Raw genomic sequence first — 16979 nt, 5'->3', positions numbered from 1 at the left:
AAGCCCGTCAGGAAAACGTACAGGCGGGTTTCTTTTTCAGCTCATACAGGAAGATGGCACCGAAAAGCACGATGGACGAAGCCATTTCTGAGCTGAACAAGGTGCGGATGTAAGGAAGTGCCCAGGAGAAGTTAATCAACAGCAAGACAGGGTATAGCTGTTTTGGATTGTGTTTGAAATAGTGGATACCGATGGCATTGAAGAGGGTAAATCCTACCAGGCCCATGAGCAGCCGTAGAATCATCAACTGGGTATAGGCATCATAAACAGCGAAGTAGCGGCACACGATAACAAATCCTGAAAAGATATAAACCTGTAGGGTTGGCCGTATAAGGCTATTGAGTTCCCAGACACTGGTGGCTCCAGACGGTTCACCCAGTTGCCAGGAGGAAAACTCAATAAGTTGAAAATGCTGGTCAGGATGAAGGAAACCCAACTGGGTAAAACAGAATACGAGTTGAATTAATAAAGAAACCAGCATTAATCTTTGGACAAATGACTGATGAATTGGTGATGGAGCGTTCGTAAGCATGTGATTAAATTGACCAGCTATAGACTGGCTCAGGACTAATAATATTGGCTTGACGATTCATGTTGGCTGGATGAGTTAACCGGTTAACTTGTATTACCGCTGATCAACTTTATCCTGACGTGGTAAAGCATGGCAATGGTCAGCCCTCCGCCCGCAGAAGTTTACGAAAGCTTGATTAAACCCACAGGAAATGAACCTTACTATGCCCTAACTATGCGCCATCAGTCGGAAGTTCCGCCTATGGCTGTCGCTCAGGCAAAAGCCTTGCCTCTGGCAGAGCGAAGCCAAAACCTTACTAAGAAAGATTGACGCCTAATAAGCCATTGGTTAACCCAGGATACGGATCAATTGATGAATTAAGCTATCCATAACCTCAGGCTGACTAGCCCATTTTTGGAAACAATCGCTTAACAACCGTAACAGCAGCCTGGAACCACATTAATTGTTGTCGTGTAGTTGTCTCTCCTGAAAATTATTAGAGATTAATTTTTTTGGAAAATAATCCTCCCTATTGTCAATAGTTGAAAAAATCAGCCCAGTTTTCAAACAATTTCATCCAGCACTAGTTTATTACGTGTATTTCGCTCGAAGTAGCCGATACTCGCTTGAAACGCGGGTGTGGAACTGCACACAGAGTGAAACCAAAAGCCAGGTGACTTCTACGTTGTCTGGCTTTCTCTTTACACTCCTTTAAAAGTCCTATATCTTCATTTTATACTATAAATCTTATATTCTTCTTTTATAATTCTTAGAATAGTTTAATCTTTCACTTTTACCGCTCACGACTATTTTTGTGCATTTCGTCCGTTGATTCTGACGGTTGGTACGAATTCAGTTGTGGCCATCCCGGCTCAGCCCCATCTTTGTGCCATCATTCACAAAAACAACAAAAACTCATGAAAACCAATCTTATGCACATCAACCGCCCGGCTCGTCCCCGCATTATTGAAGTCGGTGGCCCCTTAGTCGGTCTGCGTGGTCGGACCATCTACCGGATGCGGGCTCGTTAATCGAGCCTTTGTCGAAGCGGTCAGCTCCCCGGAAGTGGGAGCTTTTTTTATGCCCCAAAGACACTACTTTACCTACAGATGGCATTCGCTCATTTCTTAGAAAAACAGTAAGGACACGGATACTAGCCGTGTCCTTACTGTTTTTCCAAGTACTTGATACTTCCTCATTTGATGATACGTACAACTCCATTAATAAATATTAACGCTATTGAATGAGACAACTGAACAAAAGTTCGATCATAGGCGGCTCGATCTGAAGCGGTGGGTTTATAAACGCCCGCCTGATGTCTGGCTTCGAACATAACGGGTAGAACGTACTCACCGGCATAAGCGGGTTTTTGAATTGGAAAATCAGCGAATAGTCGAGTCACCTCACCCACAAACGTCTGGCTAAGACTCCATTTTTAACAGTTTGACTTCGCCAATTTTCTCTTCTTTGTTGAGCTATAGCAATTTTACTAAGAGCCGCACAGGATGGTTTAATCTTTACTACCTAAGTGTAAAAGCTTGTATACAGAAAACCTTAAAATAAATACAGAGGTATTTCGTGCGCTTATACTTTTTTCAAGTCCTCTTCCCATTGTTTGAAGGCGGCACGGTAGGCTTTGTGTCGCGCCAAATCCGGTTCGAACGTATCACCGAAGGCCACGCGCTCAGCGGCTTCGTCCAGCGTTTTTACTTCACCAATAGCTTTGAGCGTTAGTAGGATGGCCCCCATAGAGCCGCTTTCGTTGCTGGCATTCAGGCGCACCGGGATACCCGCCATGTCGGCCAGCATCTGCACCCAAAACGTCGATTGTGCAAAACCACCATTAGCATGAATCACGCGCGCTGAGCCGGTATGCTTTGTGAGCAGTTCGTTAATATTGAGCAGGTTAAATAGTACGCCCTCCAGAGCTGCCCGTACGAAATGCGCTCGACTGTGTTGCCAGTCAACGTGCAGATAGGCCCCACGCACTGCGGCATTCCACAAGGGAGCGCGTTCGCCCTGGAGGTAGGGTAGAAACAGGAGGCCATCCGAACCGGGTGGAATGGTAGAGGCCTCGTCCAATACGGTTTTGGTATCCTGCTGGGTAAGTTTTTCCGACACCCATTCCAGTACGTTGCCTCCGTTGTTTGTCGGTCCGCCGACTACGTAATAGCCTTCATCCAGGTAATAACAGAAGAGCCGGATTTCGGCGTCGCGGAGGGGCTTCCGGACGGTCTGGCGGATGGCGCCACTGGTGCCAATTGTTAGGGTGGCGGTACGAGGCTTGATAGCGCCAGCACCAAGATTAGCCAGGCATCCATCCGATGCGCCAATTACCAGCGACACATCGTTCGGGAGTCCAATACCAGCCGTTTCAGGTCTGGGCTGATAAGGGCGCTGGTACGTTGTCGGAACGGGTGTGGACAGCTGGTCAGCCCGAACCCCGGCAAACTCCAGGGCTTTCGGGCTCCATGATCGCTTGCTTTCGTCAAACAGCCCCGTAGCTGTGGCAATCGAGAAATCAATTTCAAATTCGCCAGTGAGTTTATGCCACAAAAACTCCTTGATTGAGCCAAAATGAGCTGTCCGACGTAGCAGCCGAGGGTCGTGTTCGCGCATCCAGGCCAGCTTGCAAAGCGGAATCATGGGGTGAATGGGCGTACCGGTTTCTTTGTAAATCGCCTTTCCCAGATCCGCTTTGGCAGAGCGGAGCGAAGCAGCCTCAGCTTCGGCGCGGTTGTCGGACCAAAGAATGGCATTGCCAGTCGGCTTACCATCAGCTTCCATCGGCAAGAGACTGTGCATGGCCGTGCAGAACGCTACGTGTGTAATGGTGTGGCCTCTCTGGGCAACTTCCCGACTGACCTCGCTCATAACCTGCACGAAAGCCGACCAGATTTCGTCGGGCGACTGTTCGGCGTAGCCCGGTTCCGGATTCAGCGTAGTCAGGGGAGCCGATGCATGGGCAATAATCTGGCTCAGATCCGACGGCATTGCCAACGCTTTTACGTTGGTCGTGCCGACATCAACGCCAACGATACAATTCATAAGTGAACAATTAACGCCGGGTTGGTACCGGACGAATCGCAAAATAAGTAAACGCCGTGAAGCTGACTATTCTTAAATCTAAATTGACATTCTCACTCGGTTTTGAGAAACCTCGTGGTGTCGGGTTTAAGAACCCGACACAGCGGCAAACAACCCGGCACCACGGCACACTACGGCAATGACACCGCTAGAAAAACCTGACACCACACATCGATTGGTCTTTCAGTTCGCAAGCTTGTAAAACGATACGGCATTGGCGCCAAAAACTTTTTCACGAGCTTCCTGGCCCCAGGGCGCTACGTACTCTTCAACCAGTGTTTTAACCTGTGTGTAATTGGCGGCTACCAAACACACGGGCCAGTCGGAGCCAAACATCAGCCGGTCAGGACCGAACGACTCGAACGCAACATCCATGTACGGAAAGAAGTCGGCTTTGCTCCAGTTGTGCCAGTCGGCTTCGGTAACCATGCCCGAAAGTTTGCACGATACGTTGGGGTGTCTGGCTATCTCGACCATAAAATTCGACCAGCGGCTGATTTCCCGTTTCTTAATGTGTGGTTTCGCTAAATGGTCAATTACAAAGTTGAGTTCGGGAACCTCACGTACCAGATGCAGGGCTGCCTTTAGCTGGTTGGGATAAATCAGGATGTCGTACGTCAGGCCAAAAGCAGCCAACTGTCGAATCCCTTCCACCACCGCAGGGCGAGCCAGGAAATCGTCAGGTTCGGCCTGCGCTACGTGTCGGTAGCCCTTAATTTCGGGATGGCTGGACAAGGCTTCAAGGCGTTGCGGCAACTGGTCAGATTGTAGATCAACCCAGCCAACTACACCTTTTACGATGTCGTATGACCGCGCCATATTGACCAGAAAAAGCGTTTCTTCTTCCGACTGAGAAGCTTGCACGGCTACGCAGCCGTCAATACCGTTGGCCGACAGAACGGGCTCCAGATCGGCCGGGAGAAAGTCGCGCTGAATAATGGCCATGTCGTCCGTAATCCAGGAATCACGAACGGGATCGAAATGCCAGAAATGCTGATGCGCGTCGATAGTCATACAGGCAAGGAGAAGGGAACAGGGAGAAAGGAATAGGAGAGAGGCAATAAATTTCTTTTTATCCTTCTCCCTGTTCCTTTCTCCTTCTATTGATAACTTACTGCTGTTTGTTTTTGCTGGCCAAGTCCTTCGATGCCTAGCTCGACTACATCGCCGGGCTTGAGGTAGCGTTGAGGTTTCAGACCCATGCCTACACCAGCGGGCGTACCGGTTGAGATGACATCGCCGGGAAGCAGCGTCATGAACTGGCTGATATAACTCACAAGCGTCGGTACGTCGAAAATCATATCATCGGTATTGGAATTCTGGAGCTGTTCGCCGTTGATGTTGAGCCACAGATTCAGCGCGTTCGGATTCGAAACGTCGCCTTTCGTAACCAGATACGGTCCCAGCGGAGCGAACGTATCGGCACTTTTGCCTTTGTCCCACTGGCCGCCCCGCTCCAGTTGCCAGGCCCGTTCGCTGTAATCGTTGTGAACAGCATACCCCGCGATATAATCCGTAGCCTCATCCAGTTCGACATAGCTGGCCCGCTTACCGATGATAATGGCTAGTTCGACCTCCCAATCGGTTTTTTCGGAGCGTTTAGGAATCACTACGTTGTCGTTTGGGCCGCAGAGCGCTGTGGTTGCTTTAAAGAACAGAATCGGCTCAGCCGGGGAAGCGGCACCGGTTTCGGCTGCGTGTTTGGCATAGTTCAGGCCAACGCAAACAATTTTAGATGGCTTTTTAACGCAGGAGCCAAAACGTTCGTCGGCCGATACTTCAGGGCAGGTATGGGCGTGCGCCGTGAGCCAGTGCGCCAGTCGTTCGGGGCCGTTGCTGGCAAAAAACGATTCATCGTAATCTTCGCCAAAGTGCGTTACGTCAATGTGTTGGCCGGTAGGTAAAACAACGCCGGGGTGTTCGTGGTCGGGTTGACCGAAGCGAAAAAGTTTCATGTAAAAAACAGGTGATACGTTGAATCGAAAAGCGGATTATGGCACAAGTTTAATCATTAAAGGTACTTGAACCAGCAAGAAGCTACGTCAGAAGCAAGAATTAGCCGAACGCTGCCCGAAATCAATGATTTTTTACAATTCCACTAATAACGGCCCGGCTACTTTTGATAGGTCAAAACAAAAGGAGATACGTATGAAAACCAATCTGTCAACCGAACCCGTACATCGAGGTGATTTCTCTTATTCGAAGAAGCAGAAACTGGTGTTTGGGCTCCGTATGGCGTATGTCGAAACGGGTAGTGGCGATCCAATCGTTTTTCTGCACGGCAACCCAACTTCGTCTTACGTCTGGCGCAATATTATTCCTCATGTAAAACACCTGGGTCGGTGTATCGCACCCGATCTGATCGGAATGGGCGATTCGGAGAAATTACCCAACAGCGGCCCGGATACGTATTCATTTGTGGAACATCGCCGATATGTTGATCAACTACTCGAATCGCTGAATGTGAAAGAACGGATTACGTTTGTGGGGCATGACTGGGGTTCTGCACTGGCTTTCGACTGGGCATATCGGCATCCGGGTGCCGTGAAAGGCATAGCGTACATGGAAGCCATCACAAAGACCCGTTTGTGGAGCGATCTGCCGGAAACGGCCCGGAAAATCTTTCAGGCATTACGGTCTACGGCGGGCGAGGCTATGGTGCTGGAACAGAATTCGTTTATCGAGGGCAATCTGCCCCGAACGGTGTTACGTCAATTGTTGGATGAGGAGATGGCGAATTACCGACGCCCATTTGTTGAAGCAGGCGAAGCGCGTCGACCTATGCTAAGCTGGGCGCGTCAGCTGCCCATTGAGGGCGAACCCGCTGATGTGACGGCGATTGTGGAAACGTACGGTGAGTGGCTATCGCATAGTGAAATTCCCAAACTGTTCATTCTGGCGGAACCAGGTACGTTGTCGCCAAAAGAGCGCGACTTCTGTTTGAGCTGGCCTAACCAAACCGTTTGTACGGTACGGGGCCACCATCATTTACAGGAAGATTCAGCTGAAGAAATTGGGGTCGCGCTGTCAGACTGGCTACAGCAACTAAAGTAGCTGATTATGAGAGTTTTTTCTGATGAGTGTCAGTAAATTCGTGGTTCAGGTACGGTAAATTGCCGGCGTTCCGACTTCTTATACATATTTCCGAAAGTCGGTATTACTTGTAAACCTATACCCATGAAAAAAAACTTCTTTCTATCTGCTGGCTGGCTGATCGTAGCCTGTGCATCAGTGGTAGCGCAGACCCCAAATTATCCCACCATCGGGCAGATCGTCCGGGCTGATCCGCGCCTGGACAAGCTCATTCCGAAAGACGCTAAAGTTGATGTGCTGGCTGGTGGATTTACCTGGTCGGAAGGGCCAATCTGGATAAAGAACGGAAACTATCTGCTGTTCTCCGACGTGCCGGAAAATACCGTGTTTAAATGGACGGAAAAAGACGGGGCCAAGCCATTTTTAAAACCATCAGGGTATACAGGACTGGGGGCTTATGGGGGCGAACCCGGCTCCAACGGCCTGACAATTGATGGGCAGGGCCGTCTGATTTTCTGCGAGCATGGCGATAAGCGCATCACGGCAATGCCGTTAGATGGCAGTGGTGGTAAACGAACACTGGCGGATAACTACAACGGCAAGCGGTTTTGCAGTCCAAATGATGTCGTTGCTCATTCCGATGGCAGCTACTACTTCACCGACCCACCATATGGAATGCGTAAAGGCGAAAATGATCCCGACCGCGAAACCGATGGCTACGGCGTTTATCGAATTGCCCCCTCAAAAAATGGAGCACCGGGCGTAGTGACCCTGCTGGTTAATGATCTGACTCGTCCCAACGGCATTGCGCTCTCGCCTGATGAAAAAACGCTTTACGTCGCACAGTCCGATCCGAAAAATCCGCTGGTAATGGCCTATCCGCTACAGGCCGACGGAACAGTTGGTAAAGGACGTACCATTTTTGGCGCCAGCGATATGAAAAAGCGAAATCTGGAAGGCGGTTTCGATGGGATGAAAGTGGATAAGGCCGGAAATTTGTGGGTAACCGGCGCTAACGGCGTACTGGTCCTGACATCCACAGGAGAGTTTCTGGGGCACATCAATATCGGGAACGCTACGGCGAACTGCGCCTGGGGCGACGACGGCTCTACACTCTACATTACCGCTGATATGTATCTCTGCCGAATCAGAACAACCGCCAAAGGATGGTGATAATCAATGATGAATTATGAATGATAAGTGATGAATCGCCTGTCGGCGAAGCAGACGAACTTTCGTTGATCATTTATCATTCATAATTCATCATTAACTACCTCTTTCATCGTTATTGAATTAACTTTGTATAGAGTACGTAGCTTGAATTTTAGGAATTAGTTCTCATGTTAGAGAATCGTAAGTGGGTCATTATCGGCGTTTTCTGCATCGTTGGCCTGCTCTATCTGGCCCGGTTATTTTATTTGCAGGTTTTGGATGACACCTATTCGCTGGGGGCCTCGAAGAACTCAATCAAACGCGTCATTGAAATACCGTACCGGGGGCAAATCTATGACCGAAACAATAAACTTCTTGTTGACAATACGCCTGTTTATGACCTGTATGTAACTCCCAAAAAGGTCAGAATTTCGGATACACTGGCTTTCTGCAACCTGATGAACCTGAACAAATCTGAGTTCGACAGTATTATGGGGCTGGCCAAAAACTATTCGTCGGTGAAGCCGTCGCTTTTTCTGCGTCGGGTATCGAAAGAAGATTTTGCCCGGATTCAGGATGCTTTAGTCGATTACCGTGGGTTCGACGCGCAGATTAGCTCAATCCGGAATTATCCTGGGCATACACTCGCCAATTCGCTGGGGTACGTCAGCGAAATCAGCCGTAAGAAACTCGATGAGCAGGAATACCCATATTATCGGCAGGGCGATTACGTAGGCCAGAGCGGCCTGGAATCTCAATACGAAGAGCAACTGCGGGGGCGTCGTGGTGTCAAGTTCATGATGCACGACGTACGAGGTATCAACAAAGGCTCCTGGAAAGATGGGGCGTTTGATACGTTGGCTGTGGCGGGTAAAAACCTGATTACGGGTATCGATCTTGGCTTGCAGCAGTTTGCCGATAGCCTGATGGAAAACAAAGTAGGCGCTATTGTTGCCGTTGACCCCGCCACGGGTGAGATTCTGGCATCAGTATCGGCGCCAACCTACGACCCCAACCTGCTGTCGACACGCGTATTTTCGAAGAATTACCAGGACTTGATGAAGAACCCGTATAAGCCGCTGTTTAACCGGCCTATTATGGCGAGCTACCGACCGGGTTCAACATTCAAGCTCATACAGGCGCTGGTAGCCCAGCAGGATGGTACGTTGTTTCCGGGTACGGTATACGGGCATGCTGGCTCGCCGATGCGGTGCCATTGCCGGGGTGGGAATGATTTGCGGGGCGCTATCGGAAATTCCTGCAATCCGTATTTCTATCAGGTATTCCGCCGGATGATCTACAACAACCTGGAAAAGAACACGTTTAAGGCTTCCGCTATTGGATTGGCCAAATGGCACGAACGGGTGGAGAAATTCGGCATCGGTCAGCAGCTTGGGGTCGATTTGCCCAGCGAACGACGGGGGAATCTACCCGACGTATCGTATTACGACAAGATTTACAAAGGACCGAATCGATGGAAGTTTTCGTATGTGGCTTCGCTGAGTATCGGTGAAGGTGAATTGCTGATTACTCCACTTAAACTGGTCAATCTGGCCGCGTCTATTGCCAACCGGGGCTGGTATATCACTCCGCATTACATCAAAGGGTTCGATAAACCCGGTCTTGACGTACCAAAAGAGTACCTCGAACGGCATGAAACAGGCGTTGATCGTCAGTATTTTCTACCCGTTATCGATGGTATGCGTCGGGCCGTTGTGAGTGGTAGTGCTAAATCCGCTAATCTGTATGGCATTGATATGGCTGGTAAGACCGGTACGTCGCAAAATGCGAAATACGGACACCGGTATGACCACTCCATTTTTGTAGGCTTTGCGCCGATGAATGACCCTAAAATTGCCGTAGCGGTTTTTGTTGAAAATGCCGGGTGGGGTGGTGATGTAGCGGCTCCGATTGCAGCTTTGGTGGCTGAACGGTATATCAAAGGCCGTACCGACGCCAAGCACCTGGCGGCCCGACTGCGGTCTGCTACGTACCTGCCACCGCTGGGGGCGTACCGGCCTATCGGAAAGCTCTTCCTATGAAACGCGATACGACCCGCCATCGAGATACGGTCGTTGTACCTACGCCTAAACCAATTGCGCCCAAGCCATTTATGACGGCTGTTCAGCGTCATAGCCTGCCAACAGCGGGTCCGTCCAATAATTAATTCCGATTTTACGATTGATATCTTTTAGTAATGGCGCGACGTAACGACCCTTTTGCGCAACCAATAGACTGGATTACCCTGCTGCTTTATCTGGCTTGTGTAACCATTGGCTGGATCAACGTGTATGCCGCTGTGTATAGTCCCGAAGATCAAACCAGCCTGTTCGACCTATCGACCAATGCCGGAAAGCAATTGATGTGGATAGGCACGACGGTAATTCTGATTATATGTATTCTGGTTGTCAACCATACGTTTTTCGATACGTTCGCCTTCGTCTTCTACGGTGCCATGATTGCATTGCTGTTACTGGTATTGGTGGCGGGTGCAAACATCAACGGGTCGCGTTCATGGATTAAGTTTGGCGGTTTTCAGATTCAGCCCGCAGAGTTTGCCAAAATGGCTACGGCATTAGCTTTAGCTAAATATCTGGACATACCGGGCGTCAGCCTGAACAAACAGCGTGACCTGCTTTATGTTGGTGCTATTATCGCATTGCCGTGTGTACTGATTCTGGCATCCAATGAAACGGGATCGACGCTGGTTTTTGCGTCGTTCGTGATTATGCTTTACCGCGAAGGGCTGGCCGCCTGGATTCCAGCAGTTGGGGTAACAGTGGTCATCCTGTTCGTGCTGGCGCTCATTTTCCCGAAGCTGTATATTTTCATAGGTATTGTGGTGCTCCTGGGCGTGATTATTCTGCTGATGCCGCGTTATAACCGAACCGCTCAGAATCTGATCGCGCTGGGTCTGGTAGGGGCCGGGATGATGATCGTTGTGGTTGGCGTTGATTTTTTCATGAACAACGTACTGCAGAAGCACCAGCGCAACCGGATTAAAGTGCTCGTCGACCCAAGCATTGATCCGCTGGGCGTAGGCTGGAACGTAACGCAGGCCAAAATCGCTATCGGCTCCGGGCGGCTCTACGGGAAGGGATTTCTGGAAGGAACGCAGACCAAGTTCGACTTCGTACCCGAACAAAGCACCGACTTCATTTTCTGCACAATTGGCGAAGAGCACGGTTTTCTGGGGAGCCTGGTGGTAATCACGCTGTTCATTGCGCTACTCTCCCGAATCGTTATTCTGGCCGAAAAACAACGAACCAAATTTGCCCGTGTGTATGGCTACTGCGTGGCCGGAATCATCTTTTTCCACGTTATCATCAACATTGGTATGACCATCGGCCTCATTCCGGTTATCGGTATACCGTTGCCGTTTTTCAGTTATGGCGGTTCTTCACTCTGGTCCTTTTCCATCCTGCTGTTTGTTTTCCTCAAACTCGATTCCCGCCGATCGGCATTGATGCGGAGGTAAATTCGCATCCGGCTGGTTTGATTAATCAATAGTTTAACCGTTTACGAAAAGCTTCTTTTTATATCAAGAAAAGTAGAGTACTTTCATGTGGCTGATTTGCAGCGCTTTATAAAGCTATCTTCCACCTACTTTACTTTCCTTCTATGGATTCAACAGTTACGGTTTCAGCGGATGCAATTGATGAACGTCCGAAAACAGTCAAACCAATAGCGCTCTCTGAGCGGTTTCAAACGATCGATGTCGTACGTGGCCTGGCCTTACTGGGTATTCTGTTAATGAATATTCCGTTTTTCGGGCAGTCATTTCAGTTGGAATTGGAACCCTTACGCCATCCGGGCAGCACCGATTATAACGTATTCATCTTCATTACGGTCCTGTTTGAAGGAAAAATGCGGGCTTTATTCTCCATGCTTTTTGGGGCTGGTATTCTCATTTTCATCGGCCGTAAAGAAGCTATTGGTGGAAGTAATCCGGCTGATTTCTATTATCGACGGCTTCTGTGGATGGTGCTTTTCGGCGTCATTCACGAATACGTACTGATGTGGGTGGGCGATATTCTGTTCGATTATGCGATTGCGGGTTTATTTCTGTTTCCATTTCGTAAGCTCACTGTGCGTCAGTTGCTTATGTGTGCCTTGGTCTGCGTTGCCATTGGCGGAATAAAGCAGGAACGCCGGCACCTGCAACTGCGTGACAAACGGGAGAAATATCTGCAGGTTGTTACGCTGGAAAAAGCGCATAAAAAACTGACCGATGACCAGAAGAAAGATAAAGAAAATTGGGAAAAAGTACTGAAGCAATTTCGGCCGGATGCGAAAGAAGTGGCTGAATTAAACAAAAATATGCGTTCTGACTACGGAACAGTCTTTAAGACGCTGGAGCCTGAAAACATCCGTTTTCACTCTATGTACCTCTACCTGGGAATCTGGGATATGCTCAGTATGATGCTGGTAGGCATGGCTCTGTTTAAATGGGGGTTTTTTTCTAATAAACTGCCAACCCGAACGTATTGGCTGACTCTTCTGGCCGGATATGGGATCGGACTTCCATTGAGCGTTGCCGGTCTCTGGTTGCTCCAGCAACTGATCAACAACCCGGCCCAGTATGCTGATACGCAATGGGTTGCCCCGGGTTTAGGGTATGATGCACAACGGGCGCTGGTCGGAATTGGCCATGCCAGCGTATTGCTATTGCTGTACCGATCAGGTGTTTTTGGGTGGTTGATGCGGGCTTTATCCAACGTGGGGCAGATGGCCTTCAGCAATTATGTTCTGCAAACGATTTGCTGCACACTATATTTTAACGGATACGGGCTGGGTAATTTTGGTAAACTAGCTTATCACCAACTGTACTACGTAGTGGGTGTAGTCTGGGTTATTAATTTGATATTCAGTGCTATATGGCTGCAATTTTTCCGGTTTGGTCCGCTTGAATGGGTATGGCGTAGTTTAACGTACTGGCAGCCGCAACCCATGCGTAAGGTGGCGGTGGACTAGTTCAGATCGCATCCGCTAATGGATGGATTCGGAAAACGACCGGCCTTTACGGACGTAGGCTCAACCTGCTGCGAGCGTATATTCTGTGGTGTCGGTTTTGAGAAACCGACACCACACCAGATGGAGCCGACATCCCAAAAATCACAAAATCGGATACTCAGGATTTGTTTGAATAGTAGTTGTGGGTGATACGTGCAATGGGCAGTCCGACGCATACCATGATTATTACCATGCCGATCAGGGCTTTGGACAGGTCGAAAGGTGGAACTGGTGGGACATGGCTAAGCGGCAGCACAATCAGATTCATCACTACCCAAACCAGAACTCCATAAAGCAGACCCGTTATGATCGGGTTATTGATGAATCGACATAGCGTTGGGTAAATCACGAAGAAAATTACGGCCCAGATCAAAGCAATAAGGAAGTGAAAGATCAGGCCCCAGACAACCACATCTGTTCCGCCAGTTAGTGCTTCTTTCCCGAAAACGCCACTGGCAACGTATCGCCAGACCGCAGCGGGATTTTTGCCACCCCGAATCATAAACATAACCATGGCGGCAAGCGCATCCAGCGTGCCAGCTACCAAACCGGCCCGAATGATTATGGGGATAGATTTAGTAGCAGACGACGAATTTATTTGCATAATATAACTTATTTTCAGTCACTTAGGGCGACTGTTATAAGCCGTTAAGATAGATATAATTTCAGAAAACCACTACGTTAACACCATTGTTCGTTAATACTGGGCCAGGCCTAGTTGGTTTATTGATGAACAGACCAGCGTCTGATGCCCGAAAGTGAAATAGACGTTTTAATGTATCTTGTTATTTCAGGCTGTAGTCTTCACTGTTCTCTATCCGAAGGGTCGTTTGTTCCTGGCCGGGTTTCCATATCCAACTGTTAACCCGCAACGTTTTTTCGTTGATAAACACCCCAAAGAAGCGGCATCTATATCCCTGTGCCATATCTGCTTCGTCGGCCAGCACGACTGGCGATGTCAGGGTGTAGTTTGCGTGACCATAAACAGCATTGCCGTTTCTGGGCCAGCGCCAGGTCACTTTCCCCGTACCGGTTTCGTCGAATACGAACAAGTAGTTTTCTAATCGCCCTAGCCACTGGGTTTTGGGCAACTTCGCACCAATGTTCTGCACAAAGGGCAACTCAATTTTCCGTAAGGCTGGGTCAAGAATGACCCAGTGCGAGTGATTGAGGTTCTGCGGTCGGGCTAATTCGGTGGTTCCCAGCAACGTAAACGAGGTTTGGATGCCGTTGGCCTTGAAGGTAATGGTCACCTTGTCGTTGGCTTCGTTCAGGTTCCAGGTTCCGTCATAAGAACCGCTCATGTCCTGCCAGATGAAATCACCGTCTTTTTTGAACTGGATGGTAAACACGCGCCGGGTCGACTGATTCGCATAGAAAAACTCGCCATGCCATTGCGTATCGCTGATGGGGTCGCTGGGTTGCGGAGTAGTCTGTTGTGCGTCCTGTTTGGTGCAGGACAACATGAATCCCAGGAGCAGTAAGACGAGTATATTTTTCATGATTTTAGGTGCCAAAATGACTAGTTAGTTTACCGATTACAAGCGAGCGTATTTGATGACTAATCGCTTTGCGTTACCAGGATTCGGAACCTGCGGATTGGCAACGTAATCGAACGTCCAGGTCATGGTTGTACCTGTCACACTGAGGGCGTAGTCGGAATCGGGCAGGCTTTTGTCGGGCACCACAATCTTCAGTCTGTTGCCTGTCGCCGACCATCGACCCACTTTATTCATTTTTTCGATGGTCTTTTTCATTGGCCCGCAGGCGTCTGGTACATCGGTTCGCATGGTTCCGTCGGCCAGAAATGTATAGGTAATGTCCGCCGTACAAGGCATCGTTTTGGTGAGTTCGGGCAACTCGTCAGTAGTCTTCCCGTTGGTCTCGGTCGTGAGCATAGCGGTGCGTTTCCAGGTGCCCACTACGTTCTGTGCCTGTGCAGATGCATAAGTGAATACCAGCGCAATTAGGAGAATGAGAAAGGAGGTTTTCATGACTTACTGTTTATCGTAGATGTAGGTCAGGGTATTTTTTTTGTACGGTCCAACTTTGGTTACATCTACCAAGAGATACATCTTGGTTTTTCCATCCGGTGCTGCGCTCTTCGCAATGGTGCCAATATCGTAGGTTAAATCGCCAGCCTGTCCGAGGGTCTGAGCGAATTGCCGCTCCTGGTCGCCTATAATGGTCAGCGTTCCGTCATTAATATCACCATTTACATCAACCTTTTTGACATTCAACGACCAGCGTACTTCACGGCTTTCGATAGCTCCATTATTATTGGTATTTCCGGTGACTTTAAGCCGACCATCGCTGAAAAACTCCCAAATGATTATGGTACCCTTGCTTTTGAGTTCTGTGCCGGTGTTCTTGATAGTTCCATTTTGTTCGGTGAATTCGTAATTGAAGCGTATTGCTTCCCATTTCCCAATCAGCGACTGAAACTTGTCGGGCTGTGGGTCATCCGAATTTTTGCTGCCGCAACCCGCTCCCGAGTTGCCAAACAGAACAGCCAGTAACAGGCTGTAGGCGAGGTATTTTCTCATGATTTTTTGCGTGAAAAATGGATGGTTACTTTTTTGTCGTAGCGCGGATCGGCACTGTCGGAAGAATGCGAGCCGGTGGCGGTGGTGTACACAAAACCCACGGTGAGCGTTAGCTGGTCGTCCTGCCAGTGGCCCGTCTCCGCCTGACCGACTCCGAAGTTTTTGTGTAGCTGCTGTATTTCATCAACGACTCGAAAATGAACCGTTTTCAGTTGGTGCCAGTCGTCTTTGCCGACCCGGCCATAGATTTCGTATTCTTCTTTCCCGAGTTTGCTGGTTACGGTTGCCAAGCCGTCGAAGTGCTGGTTATCTTTCCGTTGCCCCAGTCCGCTACGTCGCCGGGAGCGTTTGCCTGCTTTGGCGGCCCGCTCATCGTCGGTCATCGGGACAAGGATTTCGAGCCGAATGGTTTTCGCTACGTTATCAGGGTCCTGATACGTTCCCTGCCACGTACCGACGAGCAGTTTTGCGTGTTCGTCTTCGCTGTACGCCCAGGGCCGGTCTTTCAGATCGGTATAGTAGCTGTACGCATATTTGCACTTGTACACGCCCCAGCTAAGGCCAGCCAATGCCAGAAAAAACAGGACTACTTTTGTGCCTTTTGTCATACCAATCAGCCCGGGCCGCCGGTGCGGTTCCGTTTTAATCATTTTCCAGCGTTGTAAATGCTCATCAAAAAGGCTTTGCTGATGCGGTTGGCTTCTTTTTCGCAGAGATGTCCCTGGCCTTCGGGCGCATCTATTCCCTGTCCTTTGCTTGGGCAGTTCGCCGTAGAACGATACTTGTCGCAGATGGTCCAGACAGTACCCAGTTTGCAGGCGCCATTATCTGATTCAATTTCCTGCAAATCGAAAACAACATCCTGCGCCTTAAACGTATCCTTCATCCACTGGCCTATTTTCATTTTGGCCGCGTTGCCGTCGTCTTTCGAAACGATGTAGATGAGGGGTGGGGTGATATGTATGAAACGTTTGATACCGGCCGTCCGTAACTCATCAATCATCTGTTTGTAAGCTGTTTTGACGCTTTCTACGTTACCGTCGGTAATGTCAGCATAGCCAAACTTGAAGATGGCGATCTGGAGTTTTGCCTTTTGCTCGATGGCTTCGCGTTTGAAAGCGGCCATCTTTTTGTCGGGTTCCCCGTTCGAGATGTTATTGCCATTGTTAATCGAATTCCAGTCGGCACCGTTCAGGCCATCGTTTAACGTAGTACCATCATAGAACTCGAACTTGAAGTCGTTATTCTGGCTCCCGTCTTCCAGATCACCACCAACCGATGCGTGAACAAACAAACTATTCCAGCCTTTCACGCGATTTTTCTCGCTAGTCGACAAATTGTCCCATGCACTGATTCCGCTCAGGCCAACAACGCCCGGTTGTCCATTGCCTAACGTAGTGCTGCCGACCGGATTTGGGTCGGTTGGGTTCGTTGGGGTAGCTGGGATAGGATCGTTAGGGGTATTGGTACAACCTGCCAGCAGTAGTAGAAATAAGAGCTGTCTCATATCGAAACCAGATATTGGTAGGACGAAACTGCTCAGATTGGGAAACGCTCACAAGACTCGCTCGACCAACGACCGTTTGAATCGACTAACAGCAGGGCAACTTGAGCAAACGGTTGATTTTCCAACCAAA

The 16979-nt window shown here is 49.3% G+C and carries 16 protein-coding genes; 6 read left to right on the top strand and 10 right to left on the bottom strand.

Annotation, left to right across the window (positions count from 1 at the left end; all coding sequences use genetic code 11):
• Positions 1-7: 7 nt before the first annotated feature.
• The 4 genes from LN737_RS26370 to LN737_RS26355 form a co-directional block, all read right to left on the bottom strand.
• Positions 8-481 carry a hypothetical protein gene (locus LN737_RS26370; protein WP_405513542.1) on the bottom strand — a complete coding sequence of 158 codons (474 nt, stop codon included), beginning with the start codon at positions 479-481 and terminating at the stop codon, positions 8-10.
• Positions 482-2095: 1614 nt separating this feature from the next.
• Complete coding sequence (locus LN737_RS26365; RefSeq protein WP_405513540.1) at positions 2096-3559, bottom strand: gluconokinase; 1464 nt, start codon at positions 3557-3559, stop codon at positions 2096-2098.
• Between the two features lie 222 nt (positions 3560-3781).
• Positions 3782-4612: an amidohydrolase gene (locus LN737_RS26360; protein ID WP_405513538.1), complete on the bottom strand. Its 831-nt coding sequence runs from the start codon at positions 4610-4612 to the stop codon at positions 3782-3784.
• An 86-nt stretch (positions 4613-4698) separates the two neighbouring features.
• Positions 4699-5553: a fumarylacetoacetate hydrolase family protein gene (locus LN737_RS26355; protein WP_405513536.1), complete on the bottom strand. Its 855-nt coding sequence runs from the start codon at positions 5551-5553 to the stop codon at positions 4699-4701.
• A gap of 193 nt (positions 5554-5746) precedes the next feature.
• Between LN737_RS26355 and LN737_RS26350 the strand changes: the two genes are divergently transcribed.
• The 6 genes from LN737_RS26350 (at position 5747) to LN737_RS26325 (ending at position 12757) form a co-directional block, all read left to right on the top strand.
• Entirely contained in the window at positions 5747-6652 is a 906-nt protein-coding gene (locus LN737_RS26350; RefSeq protein ID WP_405513534.1) for a haloalkane dehalogenase, read from the top strand.
• 123 nt (positions 6653-6775) lie between these two features.
• Positions 6776-7804, top strand: coding sequence for an SMP-30/gluconolactonase/LRE family protein (locus LN737_RS26345; RefSeq protein WP_405513532.1), 1029 nt, complete (start codon positions 6776-6778; stop codon positions 7802-7804).
• 167 nt (positions 7805-7971) lie between these two features.
• Complete coding sequence (locus tag LN737_RS26340) at positions 7972-9825, top strand: penicillin-binding transpeptidase domain-containing protein (RefSeq protein WP_405513530.1); 1854 nt, start codon at positions 7972-7974, stop codon at positions 9823-9825.
• Positions 9822-9950, top strand: coding sequence for a hypothetical protein (locus LN737_RS26335; protein ID WP_405513528.1), 129 nt, complete (start codon positions 9822-9824; stop codon positions 9948-9950). Before LN737_RS26340 ends, LN737_RS26335 begins: the two co-directional genes overlap by 4 nt.
• 30 nt (positions 9951-9980) lie before the next feature.
• A complete protein-coding gene (rodA, locus tag LN737_RS26330; RefSeq protein WP_405513526.1) occupies positions 9981-11261 on the top strand; it encodes a rod shape-determining protein RodA in 1281 nt (426 codons plus the stop codon).
• Between the two features lie 143 nt (positions 11262-11404).
• Entirely contained in the window at positions 11405-12757 is a 1353-nt protein-coding gene (locus tag LN737_RS26325; protein WP_405513524.1) for a DUF418 domain-containing protein, read from the top strand.
• A gap of 157 nt (positions 12758-12914) precedes the next feature.
• Here the strand turns inward: LN737_RS26325 and LN737_RS26320 are convergent, their stop codons facing one another.
• The 6 genes from LN737_RS26320 to LN737_RS26295 all read right to left on the bottom strand — a co-directional run bounded on the left by LN737_RS26320 (position 12915) and on the right by LN737_RS26295 (position 16849).
• Positions 12915-13400, bottom strand: a complete 486-nt coding sequence (locus LN737_RS26320; protein WP_405513522.1) for a DUF1440 domain-containing protein — start codon at positions 13398-13400, stop codon at positions 12915-12917.
• Between the two features lie 181 nt (positions 13401-13581).
• Positions 13582-14298, bottom strand: a complete 717-nt coding sequence (locus LN737_RS26315; RefSeq protein ID WP_405513520.1) for a hypothetical protein — start codon at positions 14296-14298, stop codon at positions 13582-13584.
• A gap of 36 nt (positions 14299-14334) precedes the next feature.
• On the bottom strand, positions 14335-14790 hold the full coding sequence (locus tag LN737_RS26310) for a lipocalin family protein (protein WP_405513518.1): 456 nt from the start codon (positions 14788-14790) through the stop codon (positions 14335-14337).
• Between the two features lie 3 nt (positions 14791-14793).
• Positions 14794-15342 carry a hypothetical protein gene (locus LN737_RS26305; protein WP_405513516.1) on the bottom strand — a complete coding sequence of 183 codons (549 nt, stop codon included), beginning with the start codon at positions 15340-15342 and terminating at the stop codon, positions 14794-14796.
• Complete coding sequence (locus LN737_RS26300; RefSeq protein ID WP_405513514.1) at positions 15339-15992, bottom strand: hypothetical protein; 654 nt, start codon at positions 15990-15992, stop codon at positions 15339-15341. The genes LN737_RS26305 and LN737_RS26300 overlap by 4 nt, the downstream gene beginning before the upstream one ends.
• A complete protein-coding gene (locus LN737_RS26295; RefSeq protein WP_405513512.1) occupies positions 15989-16849 on the bottom strand; it encodes a hypothetical protein in 861 nt (286 codons plus the stop codon). Before LN737_RS26295 ends, LN737_RS26300 begins: the two co-directional genes overlap by 4 nt.
• Positions 16850-16979: the final 130 nt, after the last annotated feature.

Source organism: Spirosoma sp. KNUC1025 (genome assembly GCF_045160025.1).
Classification (GTDB): domain Bacteria; phylum Bacteroidota; class Bacteroidia; order Cytophagales; family Spirosomataceae; genus Spirosoma.
The sequence above is the reverse complement of the archived record's forward strand: the minus strand, read 5'-3'. Positions and strand labels throughout refer to the sequence as shown.

Excerpts from the sequence above, each read along its gene's own strand:
- LN737_RS26370 (WP_405513542.1), bottom strand. The coding sequence starts at position 481 with ATGCTGGTTTCTTTATTAATTCAACTCGTATTCTGTTTTACCCAGTTG.
- LN737_RS26365 (WP_405513540.1), bottom strand. The coding sequence starts at position 3,559 with ATGAATTGTATCGTTGGCGTTGATGTCGGCACGACCAACGTAAAAGCG.
- LN737_RS26360 (WP_405513538.1), bottom strand. The coding sequence starts at position 4,612 with ATGACTATCGACGCGCATCAGCATTTCTGGCATTTCGATCCCGTTCGT.
- LN737_RS26355 (WP_405513536.1), bottom strand. The coding sequence starts at position 5,553 with ATGAAACTTTTTCGCTTCGGTCAACCCGACCACGAACACCCCGGCGTT.
- LN737_RS26350 (WP_405513534.1), top strand. The coding sequence starts at position 5,747 with ATGAAAACCAATCTGTCAACCGAACCCGTACATCGAGGTGATTTCTCT.
- LN737_RS26345 (WP_405513532.1), top strand. The coding sequence starts at position 6,776 with ATGAAAAAAAACTTCTTTCTATCTGCTGGCTGGCTGATCGTAGCCTGT.
- LN737_RS26340 (WP_405513530.1), top strand. The coding sequence starts at position 7,972 with ATGTTAGAGAATCGTAAGTGGGTCATTATCGGCGTTTTCTGCATCGTT.
- LN737_RS26335 (WP_405513528.1), top strand. The coding sequence starts at position 9,822 with ATGAAACGCGATACGACCCGCCATCGAGATACGGTCGTTGTACCTACG.
- rodA (WP_405513526.1), top strand. The coding sequence starts at position 9,981 with ATGGCGCGACGTAACGACCCTTTTGCGCAACCAATAGACTGGATTACC.
- LN737_RS26325 (WP_405513524.1), top strand. The coding sequence starts at position 11,405 with ATGGATTCAACAGTTACGGTTTCAGCGGATGCAATTGATGAACGTCCG.
- LN737_RS26320 (WP_405513522.1), bottom strand. The coding sequence starts at position 13,400 with ATGCAAATAAATTCGTCGTCTGCTACTAAATCTATCCCCATAATCATT.
- LN737_RS26315 (WP_405513520.1), bottom strand. The coding sequence starts at position 14,298 with ATGAAAAATATACTCGTCTTACTGCTCCTGGGATTCATGTTGTCCTGC.
- LN737_RS26310 (WP_405513518.1), bottom strand. The coding sequence starts at position 14,790 with ATGAAAACCTCCTTTCTCATTCTCCTAATTGCGCTGGTATTCACTTAT.
- LN737_RS26305 (WP_405513516.1), bottom strand. The coding sequence starts at position 15,342 with ATGAGAAAATACCTCGCCTACAGCCTGTTACTGGCTGTTCTGTTTGGC.
- LN737_RS26300 (WP_405513514.1), bottom strand. The coding sequence starts at position 15,992 with ATGATTAAAACGGAACCGCACCGGCGGCCCGGGCTGATTGGTATGACA.
- LN737_RS26295 (WP_405513512.1), bottom strand. The coding sequence starts at position 16,849 with ATGAGACAGCTCTTATTTCTACTACTGCTGGCAGGTTGTACCAATACC.